A 20131-nucleotide genomic window follows, 5' to 3' on the forward strand; every position below is an offset into this window, starting at 1 on the left:
CACGAAATGCTGACCATTTCGAACCTCGACTATCGTATTGAAGCGCGCCTCCTGTTCGAAGGCGCCTCTGCCCAAATTGCATCCGGCTGGAAAGTCGGGCTCGTGGGCCGCAATGGCACCGGCAAGTCCACGCTCTTGAAGCTGATCCGCGAAGAGATCACGCATCCCACCAATGACGGCTCGATCCGGCTTAATCAGGGCGCCAAGCTCGGCTGGGTCGCGCAGGAAGTCGCCCCGACGGACGAAACCATTATGGAAGTTGTTCTCGCCGCCGATACCGAGCGCCATGCCCTGATGCAGGAAGCCGACACGGCCGAAGACCCGATGCGGATTGCCGATATCCACACGCGCCTCGTCGATATCGACGCATGGTCGGCAGATTCACGCGCGGCTGAAGTCCTTATGGGCCTCGGCTTCACGCAGGCAGACCTTGATCGCCCCACCCGCGAATTCTCCGGTGGCTGGCGCATGCGCGCCGCCATTGCCGGTGTCCTCTTCTCTCAACCTGACCTGCTCCTGCTAGACGAGCCGACCAACTATCTCGACCTTGAAGGTGCCGCCTGGCTTGAAGGCTATATCAGGAAATATCCGCACACCGTGCTGATCGTCTCGCATGACCGTGAAATGCTGAACCGCTGCGTCACCCACACGATGGCCCTTGAGCACAAGAAACTCACCATCGTTCCAGGCGGCTATGACGCGTGGCTCCGCCTGCGCGCGGCCAAATACGCCCAGCTCGAAAGCCAGCGCGCCAAGCAGGAAGTCGACAAGGCCCACCTGCAGGCCTTCGTCGACCGGTTCCGCGCCAAGGCCTCCAAGGCCCGTCAGGCCCAGTCACGCGTCAAGATGCTTGAAAAGATGCAGGACATCTCCATCCCGATGGCGGAACGCACTGTGCCGTTCCACTTCCCGGAGCCAGGCGACAAGATGGCCCCGCCGCTACTGGAACTGCGCGGCGCGGAGCTGGGCTATGGCACCGATGCCAGCATCCTGCGCGGCGTGACCCTCCGCCTCGACCCGGATGACCGGATCGCCATCGTCGGCACCAATGGTCAGGGCAAGACAACGCTGGTCAAATCCATTGCCGAACGCCTGCCCTTGATGGACGGCGCCCGCGTCACCCACAGCAAGGTCCGCATCGGCTATTTTTCTCAGGACCAGCTGGACGAACTGACCCCCGGCGAAACGGTCCTCGACCACGTCCGCCACGCCATGCCCAAGGAAACGCCGATCGCCAAACAGCGCTCGACGGCGTCCCAAATGGGTTTCAGCCATGAAAAAGTGGAGACCAAGGTTGAAAAGCTCTCAGGCGGCGAGAAGGTTCGCCTCCTCCTCGGCCTCATGGCCATGGAGAAGCCCCACATCCTGATCCTCGACGAGCCGACTTCCCACCTCGACATCGACAGCCGCGAAGCGCTGATCTACGCGCTGAATGACTTCAAGGGCGCCGTCCTGCTCATTACCCACGATATCTTCCTCGCTGAGGGCACCGCCGACCAGCTCTGGCTGGTTAAGGACGGTAAAGCCGACGTCTATGATGGCGACCTTCAGGATTATCGCGCCCTCGTTCTTCAGGCCGACCGCAACAAATCCGACAATAGTCAAAAAAAAACAAAGTCCGAGCCAGCTGAACCAGCCCCGAAGCTGAACAAGGCCGACCAGCGACAGAAATCTTCCGAGTCCCGCAAAGCGGCCTCCGGCCTGAAGCGGAAAGCTGACGACGCCGAGAAGCGGCTCGAAAAGATCAATGCCAAAATCGGCGCCATCGATACGGATCTGTCACGCCCCGGACATAGCTCGGAAAAGATCCAGGACCTGCTCCGTCAGCGCGCTGATCTCGCGGCCGAAGCCGAATCCACCGAGATCGACTGGCTTCAGGCGATCGAGGATTATGAAACGGCCCTTAACGCCTGATCACTGCTGTGCGTCCGCCTGCCGCGACCTATTTGTGCTATTAACCAAGTTAAGTGAAATTTGTCTGGGCAAGACAACCCGTTCTAAGGGACTGTCGCAATACTACCCCTGTACAAGTCGGGATAAATTGCGCAGTTAGAAATTGAAAAGGCCGCAAAGAATTTGCGGATCGGGAGAGCTTGTTGTCCATTCGGCAGACAGGCTCGCAAGGGACAGACATGGGTGTTTCAGAGAACCTGAAAAGGGCCATCGCCTTCCCGCGGGAGCAGGTGTCTCTCTCGCATACGCCGCTTGATGGTCTCGCAATTGTCGATCCAGAAGATAGCGCCACCATCCCAGCAAAGCCGGTTATTCTGCCCCCGATCTATCCCGAATGGCTTGGCGACCGGCTCTTCGCTCACACGCACGGCTGTAGATTCAACTACGTAGTAGGGGAAATGGCCCGTGGCATTGCGACGACACGAATGGTCGTCCAAGCGGTAAAAGCCGGATGCGTCGGATTCTATGGAAGCGCAGGCCTGTCCCCGGATGTCATCGAGACTGGCCTTGTAGAGATCAAATCCCAATTAACGCCAGATCAAACTGCCTGGGGCGCCAATCTAATCCACTCCCCACAGCAACCCGGTTACGAGGCGCGGGTCGTCGACCTTTTCCTGAACCAGGGCGTCCGGCGCGTCTCAGCGTCCGCTTTCATGAAACTTTCGGTAGAACTAGTTCGCTACTCCACCGCCGGTCTCTCACGAGCGTCGGACGGCACGATTCACCGGTCAAATCACGTCTTCGCCAAGGTCTCCCGCGCCGAAGTGGCAGAGCCTTTCATGTCACCCGCGCCCGCCAAGCTGTTGCAGGAGCTTGTTGCCAAAGGTGCAATCACCGAAGAGCAGGCCGACCTGGCCTCGCAGGTGCCCGTCGCTGCTGAGATCACCGCCGAATCCGACTCCGGCGGCCACACCGACAATCGCCCCGCCAGCACGCTCTTCCCCTCCCTCGTCCTTGCCCGCGACCGCGTGGCCGCCCGCACCGGCGTTGACGCCAACGCGATCCGCATCGGTCTCGCCGGCGGCATCTCGACGCCCATGGCCGTCGCCGCAGCCTTCCAGATGGGCGCCGCCTACGTCCTCACCGGTTCCGTGAACCAGTCCGCCGTCGAATCCGGCCTTTCAGAAGCTGGCCGCCGCCTGCTCGCCAAGGCTGGCCCAGCCGATGTCACCATGGCACCCGCAGCCGACATGTTCGAGCAAGGCGTTGAAGTCCAGGTGCTGAAGCGCGGCACGCTCTTCGCGATGCGCGGCAAGCGCCTGCACGCCATCTACCGTTCCGGCGCCAGCTACGAGACCCTTCCGCAAAAGGACCGTGACTGGATCGACGACGTCCTCGGCGAACCGTTCGATGCCGCCTGGGCCCGCACCCACGCCTATATCACGCAGGCCAATCCCGCCGAAGCCAAACGCGCCGAAACGGACGGCAACAAGCGTTTCGCCCTTGTCGCCCGTCGCTACCTCTTCATGGGCGCCCAATGGGCCCGCGAGGGTACGCCCGGCCGCGAGATGGACTATCAGGTCTGGTGCGGCCCCGCGATGGGCGTCTTCAATGAATGGGTTGCCGGCAGCTTCCTCGAGCCGGTCGAAAACCGCACAGTCAAGCAGATCGCCTGGAACCTGCTCGAAGGCGCCGCCCACATAACGCGCGCCGGTCAACTGCGCGCCCTCGGCCTGCCAGTCGCCCCAACAGACTTCAATTACGCGCCCCGCCAGTTTGCAGACGCCCAATGAGACAAATCCATGAGCACTGAGACCCGCACGTCCCCCGAACCCATCGCTGTTATAGGCGTAGGCTCCATCTTTCCGGGCAGGGGCGGCAATACCGGTTTCTGGCGCGACATATTCCAGGGCCGCGACCTGCTGACCGAAACACCTCCCAGCCACTGGCTGATCGAAGACTATTATGATGCCAACCCGCTCACGCCGGATCGCACCTATGGACGGCGCGGCGGCTTCATCGCACCGCTGCCATTCGATCCCATGGCCTTTGGCATCCCGCCAAACGCCCTGCAACATACCGACAGCGCCCAGCTTCTTGCGCTCGTCGCTGCGAAGAACGCGCTCGACGACATCCAGAGCACCAATGGCTGCGAAATAGACCTTACACGTACCAGCGTCATGCTGGGCGTCGCCTCGGCCACCGAACTCACCGCCCACATGGCGGGCCGGCTTCAGCGTCCGGTCTGGGTCAATGCGCTGCGCCAGTCCGGAATCGGCGAGCCCGAAGTGCAGGAAATCGTCAAGCGGATCGAAGCGCATTATATCGAGTGGAAGGAAAGCACCTTCCCCGGTCTCCTCGGCAACGTCGTCGCCGGACGCATCGCCAACCGGCTCGATCTCGGCGGCGCCAACTTCGTCACCGACGCCGCCTGTGCCTCCAGCCTCTCGGCCCTGAACATTGCCGTACAGGAACTTCGCGCGGGCGACTCCGACACCGTCCTTGCAGGGGGCGCCGACGCGCTCAACGACATCCTCATGTACATGTGTTTCTCGAAAACACCGGCGCTTTCGGCCACAGGCGATTGCCGCCCCTTCTCGGCGGACGCAGATGGCACCATGCTCAGCGAAGGCGTCGGCATCATCGCCCTGCGTCGCCTGTCGGATGCCGAGCGCGACGGCAACCGCATCCATGCCGTCATTCGCGGCATGGGCGGCGGATCCGACGGCAAGGGCACGGCCATCTACACACCTCTGCCCTCCGGTCAGGCCCGCGCCATCGAACGCGCCTATGTCCAGGCCGGCTACGGTCCGGAATCGGTCGATCTCGTCGAGGCCCACGGCACCGGCACAAAGGCAGGCGACAAGGCCGAGCTGGCGGGCCTCCATCTTGTCTTCAACGGCAAGGGCGACGGCACGCCGTGGTGCGCCATCGGCTCCGTCAAGTCCCAGATCGGTCACGCCAAGGGCGCGGCAGGCGCCGCCAGCCTGATCAAGGTGGTTCACGCCCTGAGCCGCAAGACCCTTCCGCCGACGATCAAAATCGCCGAACCGGCTGACGTCCTCAAGGACAGCAAGAGCTTCTATCTCAACAGCGAAGCGCGCCCGTGGATTTCGCCGTCCGGCCGCCCACGCCGGGCCGCGGTCAGCTCGTTCGGATTCGGCGGCAGCAACTTTCACGCAACGCTTGAAGAATATACCGGCCCTACGGCCCTCCAGCCGCCGCGCGTCTTCCCCTCCGAACTCTTCCTTCTCTCTGTCAGCACCCCCGATGGTCTCGTCGAACAACTTGAAACGCTCATCCACACCGAAACAGCAGAAGACGGTTTCGCAGCGCTCGCCACTTCGACGCATGAGACCTTTGAATCCGACGCCCGCGTCCGTGCCGCTATCGTCGCAGACGACCAGAAAGACCTCGCCGCCAAGGCCTCTCGCCTGATTGGACAGATCGAATCGGGCACGCTTGGGACAGCCCCGCTTGGCGCCGGTATCCACGCCTCCACCGTACCACCCGAGAATGGCAAAATCGCCTTCCTCTTCTCCGGTCAGGGCAGCCAATATGTCGGCATGGGCTCGGACCTTGCCATGGCCTTCCCGGCAGCCCGCGCGGCCTGGGACATGGCAGCGGGGCACGCCACGACTGGTCCGCTCAAGCTCCACCGCCTCGCCTTCCCGTCGGCCGCTTTCGACCAGGTCGAATTCGGCGAGCATACCCAGCGTCTCACCGAGATGCAACACGCCCAGCCGGCCATCGCTACTGTCGCGCTGGCCCAGCTTGCCCTGCTCGAACGCCTCGGCATCGATCCTGACATGGCCGGTGGCCACAGCTTTGGCGAGATGATGGCCCTCCACGTCGCCCGCAGCTTCGACGCCGAAAGTGTTCTTAGCGTCGCCGCCGCACGCGGTCGACTTATGGCCGAAGCCGCAAAGTCCACGCCCGGCGCCATGATGGCTGTGCAGACCGATTCCGAAACCATCGCGCCCATCGTTGCCAAGGTCCCCAATGTCGTCCTCGCCAATGACAATGGCCCGAGCCAGGTTGTGCTCTCCGGCCCCATCGACGCCATCAAGGCGGCCGAAGCGCTCTGCATCGAGAAGGGCCTGAAAGCCCGCCGCCTGCCGGTCGCGACCGCCTTCCACTCGTCCATAGTCCATGCCGCCGTCGAGCCATTCGCGGCTGAACTGACAGGCCTGCGCCCGCGCAAGCCGAAACTCCCGGTCTACGCCAATGCGACCGCCTCGCCCTACAATGTCAAAGCCGCAGACCTGCCGGACGTGATCGCAGGCCAGATCGCCACGCCGGTCCGTTTCCGTGATCAGGTCGAGGCCATGTACGAAGCAGGCGCCCGTCTCTTTATCGAAGTCGGCCCCGGTAATATCGTCACAGGCCTTGTCCGCGATGTCCTCGGCGACCGGCCCTTCCGCGCGGTCTCGCTCGACAACAAGCGGGCCAACGGTCTCAGCCAGTTCCTCTCGGCAGTCGGCGAACTCAGCGTCGCCGGCCAGTCGCTCGATCTCGCCGCGCTCTTCGCAGACACGCCGCCGCCAGTGCCTGCGCCGCCGCCATCGAAGCATGCCGTCTACATAAACGGCGCCAATTACGACAAACCTTACCCGCCCAAGAATGGCGCAGAAGGCCGGGCCGCTCCGAATGCAGCACAGGCCCCGGCCCGATCCACCGACACAGCCGCCATTTCAACACCAGCGCCCACACCCCAGCCGGCGCCTGCCCCAATCACCGCCTCACCCGCTCAGACTCCCAGGACTTCTCCTATGACCGACACGCCCCAGACCTATTCCGCCCCTGCGCCGGCCTCCTCTTCTGCAGAACGCATCTGGAGCGACGTGTCCCAGGTTCATTCCGAATATCTCGCCACCATGGCTGCCAGCCACACAGCCTTTCTCAATGCGGCCGCTTCCCTGCTCAGCGGCCAGCCAGTTTCGCAGCAGCCAAGCCCGGCACCTGTCCAGCGCCTCGCCCCACCGGCGCCCGCCCCACAACCAGCGCCGCAACAAGCGGCCCCAGCACCTCAACCAGCCGCACCGGCTCCGGCACCCGCGCCTTCGCCTGCGCCCAAACCTTACACGAATGGCGCCGCAGCACCGGCACCACAACCTGCCCCTCAGCCAGCCGCACCGGCGCCTGTCGCCCCCGCGCCTGCTCCTGCGGCTCAGGCCCCATCGGGCCAAAGCCCAGTCGCTCTGGTCCAGTCCATCGTCTCGGAAAAGACAGGCTACCCGGTCGACATGCTCGACGCGGACATGGATCTCGAAGGCGAACTCGGCGTCGACTCCATCAAGCAGGTCGAAATCCTCTCCACGCTGCGCGAGCGCATGCCGCACCTGCCGGAAATCGATCCCGAGCAGCTCGTCGAACTGCGCACGATCAACGCCATCGCCACCATGATTGGCGGGTCCGCCCCGGCAGCCGCGCCACCGGCGCCTGCACCCGTCGCCGCTGCACCTGCGCCCGTCGCGCCGCCCGCCGAGGCCTCAGCACCGGCCTCCAACGGTAACGGCATCACGCCAGACGTCATCCGCGCCCTCGTCGCCGACAAGACGGGCTACCCGTCCTCCATGCTCGAAGACGACATGGACCTCGAAGGCGAACTCGGCGTCGACTCCATCAAGCAGGTCGAAATCCTCTCCGCCCTGCGCGACCAGCACCCCTCACTCCCGGAAGTCGATCCCGAAGCCATCGCCGAACTCCGCACGATCCGGAAAATCGCCGATTTTTTCAGCTAGGGGGCGGTGAGGCCACGTCCTCAGCTCACCGTTCCCCAGTCATGGTTCAGCCCGTCGCCGCCTATGGCAGCGACGTCTGCCCGGTCCGCTTCACCGCGCCGGAAACAATGCCATTGGCCAATATCCCATGCCTCGGCACCGTGGAAATCACCACAGCCGAACCTTCTATGGCCAATGCGCTCGCCGCCGCAATCGGTGCACAGGCGACCCGCGTCGCAACGCCATCCGGCACGGCCGACACTGTCATCCTGACAGAGGGCCTGACCAACTATCCCTCCGCTGACCGCCACTGGTCAGCCCTCGCACAAGCCCGGACCGCCCGCATGCCCGGCGCCCGCATTGTCCTCCTGCAAAGCACTGAAACGGTCTCTGGCCTCCCCGGCCTCTCTCGCACGCTCCGCAAGGAATGGCCGGATACGAACGTCACAACGCTCTCCCTGTCCGCCACGGACGCCGCCACCCGGGCCACGCACACACTCGCGGCCCTGGCTACTTCCCCAACCGACCGGTTGCTGACAACTGACGGACAGTCCAGAAAAACCCATCTCTCCCCAACACTGGCCCCGCCCACTTCCTCAGCACACACCGCGCCAGCCCTATGGCTTGTCACCGGCGGCGCGCGCGGCGTCACGGCCACCTGCGCCATAGAACTCGCCCGCCGCACAGGGGGCACTTTCCTGCTCGCTGGCCGCTCCGCCCTCAGCGCATGGCCCCAGGGTGTCGCCCCCACACAAGACCTGAAAGCCCTCCGCGCCGCGCTCGCCCAGCAGGCCGTCGCCAGCGGCGAGAAAGTCAAACCCGCCGACATAGACCGCACAGCTCGCGCCGCGCTCGCCGGACAGGAAATCCACGCCACACTCACGGCCCTCGCCGCGGCAGGCGCAACCGCCCACTACGTCCAGCTTGACCTCTCCGACACCGCCACCCTCGCGCCCGCCATCGCCGCCATTCAGGCTCAACATGGCCCGATCACCGGCCTCGTCCACGGCGCTGGCGTCCTCGCCGACAAGCTCGCCATGGAGAAAACGGAAGCGGAAGTTCGCAAGGTCTTCGGTCCCAAGGTCGACGGCCTCCTCGCCCTACTCGGCGCCATCAACACGGCCCAGCTCACCCATATCGGCCTCTTCTCTTCCGCCTCCGCCCTCTTCGGCAATACCGGCCAGGCCGACTATGCCATGGCGAACGAATGCCTGAACCAGCTCGCCCGCCAGCTCCACGCCCAGCTCCCCAACGCGCAGGTCAAATCCTTCAACTGGGGCCCATGGGATGGGGGCATGGTGGACGCCGGCCTCGCGGCCCACTTCGCCCAGCAGGGCATTTCCCTGATCGGTCAGGCCGATGGCGCCCGCATCTTCGCCGACCAGCTCCTCAGCGGCGACCGTGACATTGTCGAGCTCCTCGTCGGTGATGCATGGAGCGGCGCATGACGGCTTTCGAGCCCATCGCCATTGTCGGCCAAGGCTGCGTCCTGCCCGGCGCGCTCTCGCCAGAAGCGCTCTGGAAAGCCGTGGTCGGCAATGAATGCCTCATCACACGCGCGCCCAAAGGCGCCTTCGGCCTGACTGACGCCGAAGAAGCCGCCTCCCGCTACGTCGCAGGATTCGTCACTGGCTTCGACACAGTCTTCGATCCCACCCGCGCAAAATTGTCCGGCCTCAACGCCGCTGCGCTCGACCCCGTCTGCCAATGGCCCCTCCACGCCGCCCGGCAAGCCTGGGACGAAGCCGGCAAGACGAACACCACCGCCGACAAACGCGGCGTCTTCCTCGCCAACCTCTCCTATCCAAGCCGCGCCAAGGCCGCCTACGCCGCCGACATCTGGACGCACGGCACATCCAGCCGCCCCGCGACAGACGCCTTCAATTCCGGGTTCCCGGCCCATGTCCTCGCACAGGCCATTGGCGCCACCGGCCCCGTCCTTGCCCTTGATGCTGCGTGCGCGTCCTCGCTCTACGCGCTCGAAATCGCCTGCCGCAAACTCCAGACCCACCAGATCGACGTCGCCCTCGTCGGCGCGGTCAATGCCGCTGACAGCCTGATCCTCCATATCGGCTTCGAAGCGCTTCAGGCGCTCAGTCCGACCGGACGCTCGCGTCCCTTCATCAAAGGCGCAGACGGCCTCGTCCCATCCGAAGGCGCCGTCGCTGTCGTGCTGAAACGCCTTAGCGATGTCACGCTAGGCGACACAGTTCACGGCGTCATCCGCGCCATCGGCCTCTCCAATGACGGAAAGCGCAAAGGCCTGCTCGCCCCCGATGCGACAGGCCAGGCCGAAGCCATGCGCCGCGCTTATGCCGATGCCGACATCGCACCAGACAGCCTCGACTTCCTCGAATGCCACGCCACCGGCACGCCGGTTGGCGACAGTGTCGAAATCGCCGCCGCCTCAAGCGTCTTCGGCACGGACCGCAACCTTCCCATTGGCTCGCTCAAGGCCAATACGGGCCACCTGATCACAGTCGCAGGCCTCGCCAGCCTCCTGAAACTCACGCAGGCCATGGCGAACGAAACCCTGCCGCCAATGCCCCTCGACGGTCAGCTCATCGACGCCCTTTCCTCACCGGCCCTCCATCCGCTCTCAAAGCCGGAAAACTGGAAAACCTCAGGCAGCCCCCGCCGCGCCGCCATCAGCAATTTCGGCTTCGGCGGAAACAATGCGCACCTCATCCTCGACCAGCACGAGCCCACTACAGGCGCCATTCAGGTTGCCCTGCCAGACGCCCCGGAAGACGATATTGTCATCTGTAGCGCCGCGCTCATGGGCGGCGCAGACAGCGGCGAGCGCGATGTCCTCCGCCGCCTGATGAACCATCCGGTCTCCCCGGCAAAGCCCTGCGAGACCGTAGGCGCCGACCCGCGCCATGCCCGCACCCCGCCGAATGACTTGCTGCAGGCCGAAGCGCAGCAACTCGCTGTCTTGTCGCTCAGCCGCGCCGTGCTTGAGAAAGTCTCCCGGCCCGATCCCGAGCGCGCGGGTGTCTTTGTCGGCATGGGCTGCGCCGCGGACTCCGCCCGCTGGCTGCTCCGCGAACGCGCCGCCAAGGCCTTCGGCCCCACGCCGGGCACACCTGAACATGCAAAAGCGCAGGAAGGCATCGCCCCACCGCTTCAGGCCGCAACGGTCCTCGGCGCCATGGCCAACATGACCGCCAACCGCATCACCTCGGCCGAAGACCTGCGCGGCCAAGGCTATGCCATCTCCTCCGAGGGCGCCTCTGGCCTCGCGGCCCTCGATGTTGCCTGTGACGCCCTGCGTGCAGGCCGCCTGGACATGGCCGTTGTCGCCGCCGCCGACTTTGCCACAGAGACAGTCACAAAGGCCGCACTCGCAGAACTGGGCACCGAAAACCCCGGCGACATGGCAGCCGCCCTCGTCCTGAAACGCCGCTCCGATGCCGAAGCCGCAGGTGACCCCATCCTCGCCACAGTCGGCAAGGTCACGTGGGTGCCATCGGGCGAGCCAGCCACCCCTCTTATATCCACCGCCTACGGAACTGCGCCAACTGCCGCGCCCCTCTTCGAACTCGCCGCCGCCGCGCTCCTCATGGCCCGCGACCAGATTATCACGCCAGACGCCGCCATACCGAACCTGACGGGCGAGCCAGCAACACACACAGTCACCGCGCCCGCCACCAGCCTCTCGCACGGTGCCAGCGTCTCACTCACCGGCGCCCCGCCGAAGCCGAGCCCAGACCCGCTTCGCGCCCCGCCACACCTCTTCTGGGCTTCCGGCGCCACGCCCGCCTCCCTCGCGACGAAACTCCGCAGCGGCAAGACCGGCGGAAAAGGCAAATGCCGCATTGCCCTTCTCGCCGCCGACAAATCCAAACGCGACGCCCTCATCGAAACGGCCGCCACAGCCCTCGAATCCGGCACCCCACCCGATGGCCCCGGCATCTATTACGGCGAGGGCGAACCGGACGGCGAACTCGCCTTCGTCTTCACCGGCTCTGCCGCCGTATACCCGCGCATGTCGCGTGGCCTGTTCATGGCTTTCCCTGAACTCGCCCAGCAAATCGCCACAATGTCCCGCGCCACGGAAATGGCCGACCTCCTCACCCGCTCCGAGCTGACCGAGTTCGAACAGCTCTGCGCCGGCACACTGGTTAGCCAAGCCCACACAATCCTGCTGCGCGATATTCTGGAAGTCACGCCTACCGCAGCCCTCGGCCTGTCACTTGGCGAGACCAACGCGCTCTTCGCCTTCGGCTTCTGGAAAGATCCCGGCAAGCTCCTCGACGAGATCGAAGATGCCGCCATGTACGAACGCCATCTCGGCGGCGACTTTGAAACCGCACAAGCCGCCTGGGGCCCTAACGTCCCTTCGGACTGGTCCAACTGGCACATCCAGGCCCCTCTGGAAAAACTGCGCGCCGCCATCACTGCGCACCCGAATGTCGAAATCACGATCATCTATTCCGATCATGACTGCCTGATCGGCGGTCCCTCAGCGGCCTGCCGCGCGGTCGCGGAGTCGCTCGGCCCCCGCGCCGGCGCCGCCATGCACCAGCATCTCATCGTCCATGCCAAGGCCATGAAGCCCTTCGAGGATCAGTGGCGAACGCTGCACACGCGCGCCGTCTCTCGCGTCTCCGGCATCCGGCTTTATGCCAACGCCATAAATGCCAGCTACACGCCAACCAAGGCGCGCGTCGCCGACATGCTGACACGTCAGGCCGTCGATACCGTAGATTTCCCACCCACCGTGCTGCAGGCCTATGACGACGGCGTGCGCACCTTTGTCGAACTCGGCCCCCGCGCCACGCTCAGCCGCGCGATCTCCAGCATCCTTGGTGACAAGCCCCACGTCGCCGTCGCCACCGACCGGATCGTCGCGTCAGACCTCGCCCAGATCGCCCACCTTACCGCCACGCTTTTCGCGGATGGCCGCAATATCAATATTGCCCGTGTCGCCGAAAGGCTCGATGCCGCCCGCAACAATCCCTGGACAGGAACCGACCCCATGCCCCTCACGACACCGGTTCACTATCCAACCCCCAGGATCCCGCAATCACGCAGCGCGCCAGCAGACGGCCTGCCACCCGCGCCAGCCCTGCCCGTGCCGCACTACGCCCATAGCGGCGCCGTCACTGTCGCGCCCACGCCGCCACCCTGCTCAGGTCCAAAACCCCGCACACCGGGCGCCCCACCCCGCAAGGTCGTCTCCGGCAACGAGCCGCTCGCGCCGCGCGCGCCGACTGGCCCGGCATGGACACGTCCTGCCATCGAAGCCGCCTCACGCGGCCTCATGTCGGATTTCTTTGGCCCCGAATTTATCGGACAGGACCAGTTCGCCCGTCAGGTTCGCCTACCCGCGCCGCCGCTCCTCCTTGTTGACCGCATCACCGGCATCGATGCCGAAGCAGGTGTCGAAAGCCTCGGTGTCATCTGGACCGAGACAGACCTCACCGCCGACGACTGGCACGTCCGCAATGGCCGCGTCCGCCCCGGCCCGTTGATCGAATGCGGTCAGGCCGACCTCACCTTGATTGGCTGGATGGGCGCCGACCTGAAAAACCGTAGCGAGCGCGTCTACCGCCTCCTCGGCTGCGAGATCACCTTCCACGATGGCGGCCTGCCCGGCCCCGGCGACACACTCGCCTTCCAGATAGAGATCACGGGCCACGCCACGCTTGCGGGCGTGCGCATGTTCTTCTTCCAGTATGACTGCATGGTCGGTGACCGGAAGGTCTTCTCTGTCCGCAACGGTCAGGCCGGCTTCTTCACCGATGACGAACTCGCCTCCGGCAAGGGCGTCATCTGGGACGCCGCCACCCACGCCCCCACTATCGCCACACCGCACCCCTTCGACACGTCCCGCGCCAGCGCCAAGCGCGCCTTCACAGCCACCGACCTTGCCGCCTTCCGCACCGGAGACGCCTATGCCTGCTTCGGCAAGGGCTTCGAATTCTGCGCCGCCCATTCCCGCACACCCCACCTGCCGGACGACAAGCTCGCCTTCTTCGACGAAATCACAACCTTCGATCCCGCCGGTGGCCCGTGGGGACGCGGCTATCTCAAGGCCCGCGCCCATGTGCCAACGGATGCCTGGTTCTATCGGGGCCACTTCCACGAAGACCCCTGCATGCCCGGCACGCTGATGGCCGAAGCCGCCGTTCAGGCGCTCGAATTCTACGCCGCCGCCGCAGGTCTGACTATCGAACGCGACGGCTATGTTTTCGAGCCCATGCCCGGCGAAACCGCGAAATTCGTCTGTCGTGGACAGGTCATTCCCGACCGCGATCATGAAGTGAACTACGAAGTCTTCATCGAAGACATCGTGGATGGTGAAAGCCCGGTGCTCTATGCTTCCCTCCTCGCCTGCTCGGACGGCAAGAAGGTCTTCCACTGCCCACGCTTCGCCATTCGCCTCCGCAAGGACTGGCCCGCGCCGCACACCACCGACACACCCCTCCGTGTCGGCCCTATGGGCGAAAGCCGGGGCGACCATGCCGCCCTGCTGAACTGCGCCGCCAGTGCGCCGTCTTCCGCCTTCGGCGAACTCTACCGCCCGTTCGACACAGCCGGCCGCGCCCCACGCCTGCCCCAGCCGCCCTATCACATGATGACCCGCGTCACGCAGGTCTCGACCCGCCCCGGCGTCAAGGAAGCCGGCGCCAACATTACCGCCGAATACGACATTCCCGCCGACGCATGGTATTTCCGCGACAATGCCAACGGCGCCATGCCCTTTGCCGTCCTCTCCGAAATCGTCCTGCAGCCATGCGGCTGGCTCGCCAGCCATTGCGGCTTTGCCCTCGAAGGCGGCGAACGCTTCCGCAATCTCGACGGCGACGGTGAAGTCTTCATGGAAGTTGGCCCACAGGACGGCACCATCATTGTTGACACGACACTGACCTCCTTCTCCAAGGTCGGCCCGATGACGATTGTCGCCTTTGCCCTCAAGACCCGGCTCGCCAACGGCCGCCCGGTCATGAACCTGAAAACCCAGTTCGGCTTCTTCCCCGCTGCCGCCCTTGTCCGGCAGGCAGGCCTCGCCGTCACAGACGCCCACCGCGCCCTGCTGAACCTCGCCCCGAACCGTGACGGCAAACTGCCCGCCGCCCCTGTCGCGCGCGGCGAGCTGCGCATGCTCGACCGGCTCGACTATTTCGACGCGAACGGCGGCGCGGCCGGCCTCGGCCTCGCGCGTGGACGCCAATCCGTCGATCCGCACGCCTGGTACTTCAAGGCCCACTTCTTCCAGGATCCGGTCCAGCCGGGATCGCTGGGCCTCGACGCCCTCGTCCAGCTCCTCTCCCATGCTGCCTGCCTGAAAGGCCTCGCAAACGGCATGACCGCGCCGCGCTTCGAAACGGTCGCCGCTGGTGCGCCGGTCAAATGGATGTACAGGGGACAGGTCGCGCCTGACAAACAGGAAGTCACAACCGTCATGGAAATCATGGACATCGCAGCCTCCGGAAGCCGCACGCTCATCACCGGCAAGGGCAGCCTCTGGTGTGACGGCCTGCGCATCTATGAGGCGAGCCCGCTGACAATCGCTCTGGAAGATCGGCCCTAGTCGCGCGCAATCGCAAGGCTCAGGGCCACCTCGCCCTCCCAGCCGGACCAAACACTATAGGTTACACCTGCCACGCTGATCTCGCGGAGCGGCTGCGCATCACCTGCGAGCCCTTCAACCGGCACGGCAACCGTTTTGGCGCCGCCGCGCAAGCCACGCCCCGTGGCTTTCAAAACGGCCTCCTTTATGGTCCACAGTGTAAAGAAAGCCCGCAGCGTCTGCTCCGGCTTATTTTCCGCCAATGCCGTGAACGCCGCCGTCTCGGGCTCGCTGCACACCATCCCCAGCATGGCGCGCCAGTCGAGGGGCCGCATGACCTCCACATCCGCACCGATCGCACGGCCATCCCCCAACGCCAAAAGCGTCCAGCCGCCACTGCGCGAAATGGAAACGCTCCGCTCAGGCGCATTCTCGAGGTGCGGAGGCCCCTCGTCCGAGCGGGTGAGTCGTACGTCATCCGCACTTATCCCGAGCCGCTGCGCAATCATGGCCCGTGCACAGACAAGCGAATCCCGCAGACGCCTTGCCGCCCCGGCATCGACCAATTTCGCCACCCGAACACCCTCGTCTTCGCGCATTGGGGGAATGGCATCGCCTTCAGCTGCCGCCCAGGTTGCGCTGTCGCACAATGTCGCCTCAATGGCTTTAAATGGTGCGACGACTTTTACGAAGGCGGGGAAACGCGGCGAAAGCCCGGTGTTTGCATCTGTTTCCATACGTTATCCGGATCCGTCGGTGGGCAATTTCAGGCTGATATCTGCCCCAGAGGCCTGTTTTAAGACGATTTCGTGCTTCGGATACAGGAATCTCTGCATGCATGCTGTGCAATTGCCCGCCATCTGCACCCACAGCATTTGAGCACTTGCAACAAATTGCAAGGTGCAGCATTGGTTGCGTGGGTCGGTTGTCAGGGGTGTCATTGCAGCATGGTAATGCTGCGCCGCAAAATAACCAAAATTCTCAGTGAAACGAAAGCTGAGGTGAGGCGTATTGCCCGGTTGGAAGGCGCTATCAATAGCGTCAGCAATCTGCTGGGCGTTTTTGTTGCCTCATGAAATTCGTAACACTTTGAAAGACCATGGCGTAGCCGACAATGAGGTTGCCTTGAAACTGACTGAACGTCCTTACTTCATTCCTGCTGTCGCCCTTGGCGCAGCGACGCTCATCCTTGCGGGTGGCGCCCTCATCGCATCCATGTCGTCCAGTCCGTCGCGCAAGGCCGCAGACGATGGCGCCGCCGCCACGACCGCAGACATCGAAGCCACTGATCCGGATAATGCGGGCCTTCCCCCAACCGCCCCGGTGGTCACCCCGCTCGACTCGGTCGCGGACATAACCACTGAACCGCTCGGAGAAATCGAGACCGACACCGTCAAGGTCGCATCCGCGGCACCCACGTCCGCGCCCGCGCCAGCCGCAGCGCCTTTCAGCTTTGAACAGGTCATCAACAAGGCCCAGGCCCTGTCCGAACACGAAGTCCAGAAATCCCCGCCCGTGCCATCCTCCGCCGCAGCGCTCAATTACGACCAGTATCGCCGCGTCGAATTCAAGCGCGAGGCGGCCGAGTGGACCCCCGACGAATCGGTTCCGTTCCGCGTTCACTATGATCCGCGCGGCTACCTCTTCAATGACGAGGTCAAGCTCAATATCATCGAGAACGGCGTGGCCAAGCCCCGCGCCTATAATGAAGCAGATTTCTCCTTCTTCGACCTCCCGCTCTCAGATGAAGACAAGAAGGCCCTCGGCTTTGCGGGCTTCCATGTCACCACGCCGCTCAATTCCTCCGGCAAGTGGGACGACCTGATAAGCTTCAAGGGCGCCAGTTTCTTCCGCGCCCTCAGCGCCGGAACAGTCTATGGCGCTTCGGCACGGGGCGTCGCCATCTCCACCGCATCGCCGTCGGGCGAAGAGTTCCCGTCCTTCCGTGAATTCTGGCTGGTGAAGCCTGAACCCGGGGCGCATGCGATGACAGTCTACGCCCTGCTCAACGGCCAGAGCATGACCGGCGCCTTCCGGTTCGTCATCACGCCCGGCACCGCCACGATGATCGACGTCGAGGCGGTATTCTTCCCGCGCCGCAAGCTCACCGAAGTCGGCATCGCGCCGATCACGTCAATGTATTATTTCTCGCCCCAGAGCATCAATCGCGGCAACCGCGACTATCGCGTCGCGGTCCACGATTCCGAAGGCCTGATGATGGAGCTGCAGAACGGCGAATGGGTCTGGCGTCCCCTCGCCAACCCCAGCCAGCTCGAAATCTCCAGCTTCGCGACCGAGCCACCGCTGGGCTTCGGTCTGATCCAGCGCCATCGCGACTTCAAGGACTATGACGATCTTGAAGCCAGCTACGAGCGCCGCCCGAATGTCTGGATCGCCCCAAAAGGCGATTGGGGGCCCGGCAACCTGACTCTCGTCGAAATCCCCACAACCAACGAGTACAACGATAATATCGTTGTCTCCTGGCGCCCCAAGGCTGCCTGGGACGCTGGCAAGCCCGTTCGTCTCGCCTACCAGATGACCTGGAGCCTGCCACAGCCGGTTGTCGCGCCCGTTGCCCGCATCACGGCCACGAAAGTCGGCATTTCGCCGAGCACAAAACGCCCGGTCTTCCTGATCGACTTTGAATCCGACAATGACGCCCTCCTGCGGGATGCCATTCCGGAAGTCTCGACATCGGCAGGTACGATCATTGCACCTGTCGTGCGCCCCAACCCGGATACAGGCGGGATGCGTCTCAGCTTTGAGCTGGACACCAAGGATGCCAGCCTGTCGGAACTGCGTGCTCGCCTGACCAAGGCTGATCGCCCGGTCTCCGAAACCTGGCTCTACCGCTGGAGACCTTGATGATTACATTTCGCGCCCGCCCTGCCGAATTTCCCATCTCAATGCCGGATCAGGCATTCGAGACAGCGCCAACGGTCAACCGTAACGCTCCGAGATCGCAGATGTGGCGCAAGGTGACACTGTTCGGCCTGTCCATCATTCTGGCCGGCTGGGCCACCATCGAAATGTACCACGTGCTCAACGTGTCCGGCGTGACATCGCTTGAGCAATTGCTGCTCGTTGTCTTCTGCATCAACATCAGCTGGATTGCCTACGCCTTCGTCAGCAGCACGATCGGCTTTATCGCGGCCATGGTGGGCCTCGTCCGGAAGCGCCGTGCCACACCCGGCCCCGCCTTGCTTACCGGCCGCACCGTCATCGTCTTCCCGATCTATAATGAGAGCGTCGACCGCGTCTTCGCAACCGTCGAATCAACCGCCGAATCCCTCGCCAACGCACCCGGCCGCTTCGAATGCTTCATTCTCAGCGACACAAATGACCCGGAAGTCGCCCTGCAGGAAGAAGCCGCATTCGAGCTGATGCGCACGCGTCTATCACCCGGCGTTCTCGTCCACTATCGCCGCCGCACGATGAACGTTCACCGCAAGTCCGGCAACATCCGCGATTTCATCACGCGCTGGGGCGGCCGCTACGACTACATGATCGTGTTTGACGCCGACAGCTTCATGGATCGCGAAACGCTGATCGAACTGGCCCGCCGCATGGAAGCCTCGCCCGCCACAGGCCTCATCCAGACCATTCCCCAGCTGGTCGGCGGTCGCACCCTCTTCTCGCGCACCCAGCAGTTCGCTGCCGCCCTCTATGGCCCCGTCCTGGGCAGCGGCCTGGCCTGGTGGGCCCAGAACGAAGGCAACTTCTGGGGCCACAACGCCATCCTCCGGATCGAAGCGCTTGCCAGCGCAGCGGGCCTGCCCGAAATCCCCGGCCGCGCGCCGTTCGGCGGCTCCATCCTCAGCCACGACTTTGTCGAAGCCGCGCTCCTGCGCCGCGCTGGCTGGAACGTCCAGATCGCTCCCGAACTCGGTGGTTCCTACGAGCAGGGCCCGCCCTCGATCATCGACCTGTCGATCCGCGACCGTCGCTGGTGCCAGGGCAACATGCAGCATATGGCCGTGCTCCTGAAGACGCACGGTCTGACCTTTACCAGCCGCATGCACCTGATGATCGGGATCTTCTCCTATCTCGCCTCGCCGCTTTGGCTGCTCTTCATCACCATCGGTATGATGCTGTCCCTGCAGAACATGTTCCTGACGCCGGAATATTTCGGCGAGTCGGCCGCCCTCTTCCCATCGTGGCCCGTGATCGACTCCGAACGGTCCCTGCATCTCTTCCTGATCACCATGGCCATCCTGTTCGCGCCCAAGCTTTACGGCATGATCTACGGCTTTGCCGCGCCGCGCTGGCGCAATACGGTCGGCCTGCTGCGCACCTTCTACGGAGTGCTCGCCGAGACGATCATCTCGGTCCTTCTGGCGCCCGTCCTGCTGGTCGAGCAGACCGTCGCGGTCTACCGCGTCTTCACGGGCCGGGACGGCGGCTGGAATCCCCAGCATCGGGAATCCAATGAGTACAGCCTCAAGGACACGTTCCGCCACCACACGCCCGCCATCGTGCTCGGCGTGCTGCTGACGGTCTCCGCCTTCGCCATCTCGCCGCTCTTCGCGGCCTGGCTCGCGCCCGCCACGATCGGCATGGTGCTGGCGGCGACGCTGTCATGGTGGACCGGCCGTGAACGCAGTGGCGACGCTGCCAACCGCATGAACCTGCTGCACAGCCCGGACGAGATCGACCCGCCCAAGTCGTTCCTCGATTCGGTTGCCGACCGCGCCCACTACGAAGGCCTTATCTCCCCGACCATCGCTGGGCTCTTTGCAGACCGCAACCTGCGCACACGCCGGACACATCTGGTCGACAGCTACTGGCCGCTCGAGCGTGCCGAGGTGCACACGCCGCTGGCGCTTGCCCGCGCCCGCGCAGAACGCCTGCCATCGATTGAGGAATATATCAGCGCGCTGGCACCCAAAGAGATGCTCGCCCTGCTGAACTCACCACGCGACCTTGAAAAGGTGGTGGATCACTATGGTGCCCGCGAGCAGCAATACTCCACGGGCACCACGTGAGACTTTAG

Annotated in this window: 8 protein-coding genes; 7 read left to right on the plus strand and 1 reads right to left on the minus strand. The window is 64.3% G+C overall.

Annotated features, from left to right (window positions below):
* Positions 1-6 precede the first annotated feature (6 nt).
* The 5 genes from HY30_RS16750 (at position 7) to HY30_RS19520 (ending at position 15159) form a co-directional block, all read left to right on the plus strand.
* Positions 7-1914 carry an ABC-F family ATP-binding cassette domain-containing protein gene (locus HY30_RS16750; RefSeq protein WP_034743847.1) on the plus strand — a complete coding sequence of 636 codons (1908 nt, stop codon included), beginning with the start codon at positions 7-9 and terminating at the stop codon, positions 1912-1914.
* 218 nt (positions 1915-2132) lie between these two features.
* Entirely contained in the window at positions 2133-3686 is a 1554-nt protein-coding gene (locus HY30_RS16755; RefSeq protein ID WP_034743546.1) for a PfaD family polyunsaturated fatty acid/polyketide biosynthesis protein, read from the plus strand.
* Positions 3687-3695: 9 nt separating this feature from the next.
* On the plus strand, positions 3696-7637 hold the full coding sequence (locus HY30_RS16760; protein WP_051615611.1) for a type I polyketide synthase: 3942 nt from the start codon (positions 3696-3698) through the stop codon (positions 7635-7637).
* Between the two features lie 41 nt (positions 7638-7678).
* A complete protein-coding gene (locus tag HY30_RS16765) occupies positions 7679-9064 on the plus strand; it encodes an SDR family NAD(P)-dependent oxidoreductase (protein ID WP_034743549.1) in 1386 nt (461 codons plus the stop codon).
* Positions 9061-15159, plus strand: coding sequence for a beta-ketoacyl synthase N-terminal-like domain-containing protein (locus tag HY30_RS19520; RefSeq protein WP_162176967.1), 6099 nt, complete (start codon positions 9061-9063; stop codon positions 15157-15159). The genes HY30_RS16765 and HY30_RS19520 overlap by 4 nt, the downstream gene beginning before the upstream one ends.
* On the opposite strand, the gene HY30_RS19525 is transcribed toward HY30_RS19520, so the two are convergent.
* Entirely contained in the window at positions 15156-15875 is a 720-nt protein-coding gene (locus HY30_RS19525) for a 4'-phosphopantetheinyl transferase family protein (protein ID WP_051615614.1), read from the minus strand. The two genes, HY30_RS19520 and HY30_RS19525, sit on opposite strands and share 4 nt — an antisense overlap.
* Before the next feature lie 388 nt (positions 15876-16263).
* On the opposite strand from HY30_RS19525, the gene HY30_RS16785 reads away from it, so the two are divergent.
* Positions 16264-18003 (plus strand): glucan biosynthesis protein G, encoded by a 1740-nt coding sequence (locus HY30_RS16785; RefSeq protein ID WP_155839395.1) that lies wholly within the window; start codon positions 16264-16266, stop codon positions 18001-18003.
* A complete protein-coding gene (gene mdoH, locus HY30_RS16790) occupies positions 18003-20123 on the plus strand; it encodes a glucans biosynthesis glucosyltransferase MdoH (protein ID WP_081812330.1) in 2121 nt (706 codons plus the stop codon). Before HY30_RS16785 ends, mdoH begins: the two co-directional genes overlap by 1 nt.
* Positions 20124-20131: the final 8 nt, after the last annotated feature.

This window comes from Hyphomonas chukchiensis (genome assembly GCF_000682695.1).
Classification (GTDB): domain Bacteria; phylum Pseudomonadota; class Alphaproteobacteria; order Caulobacterales; family Hyphomonadaceae; genus Hyphomonas; species Hyphomonas chukchiensis.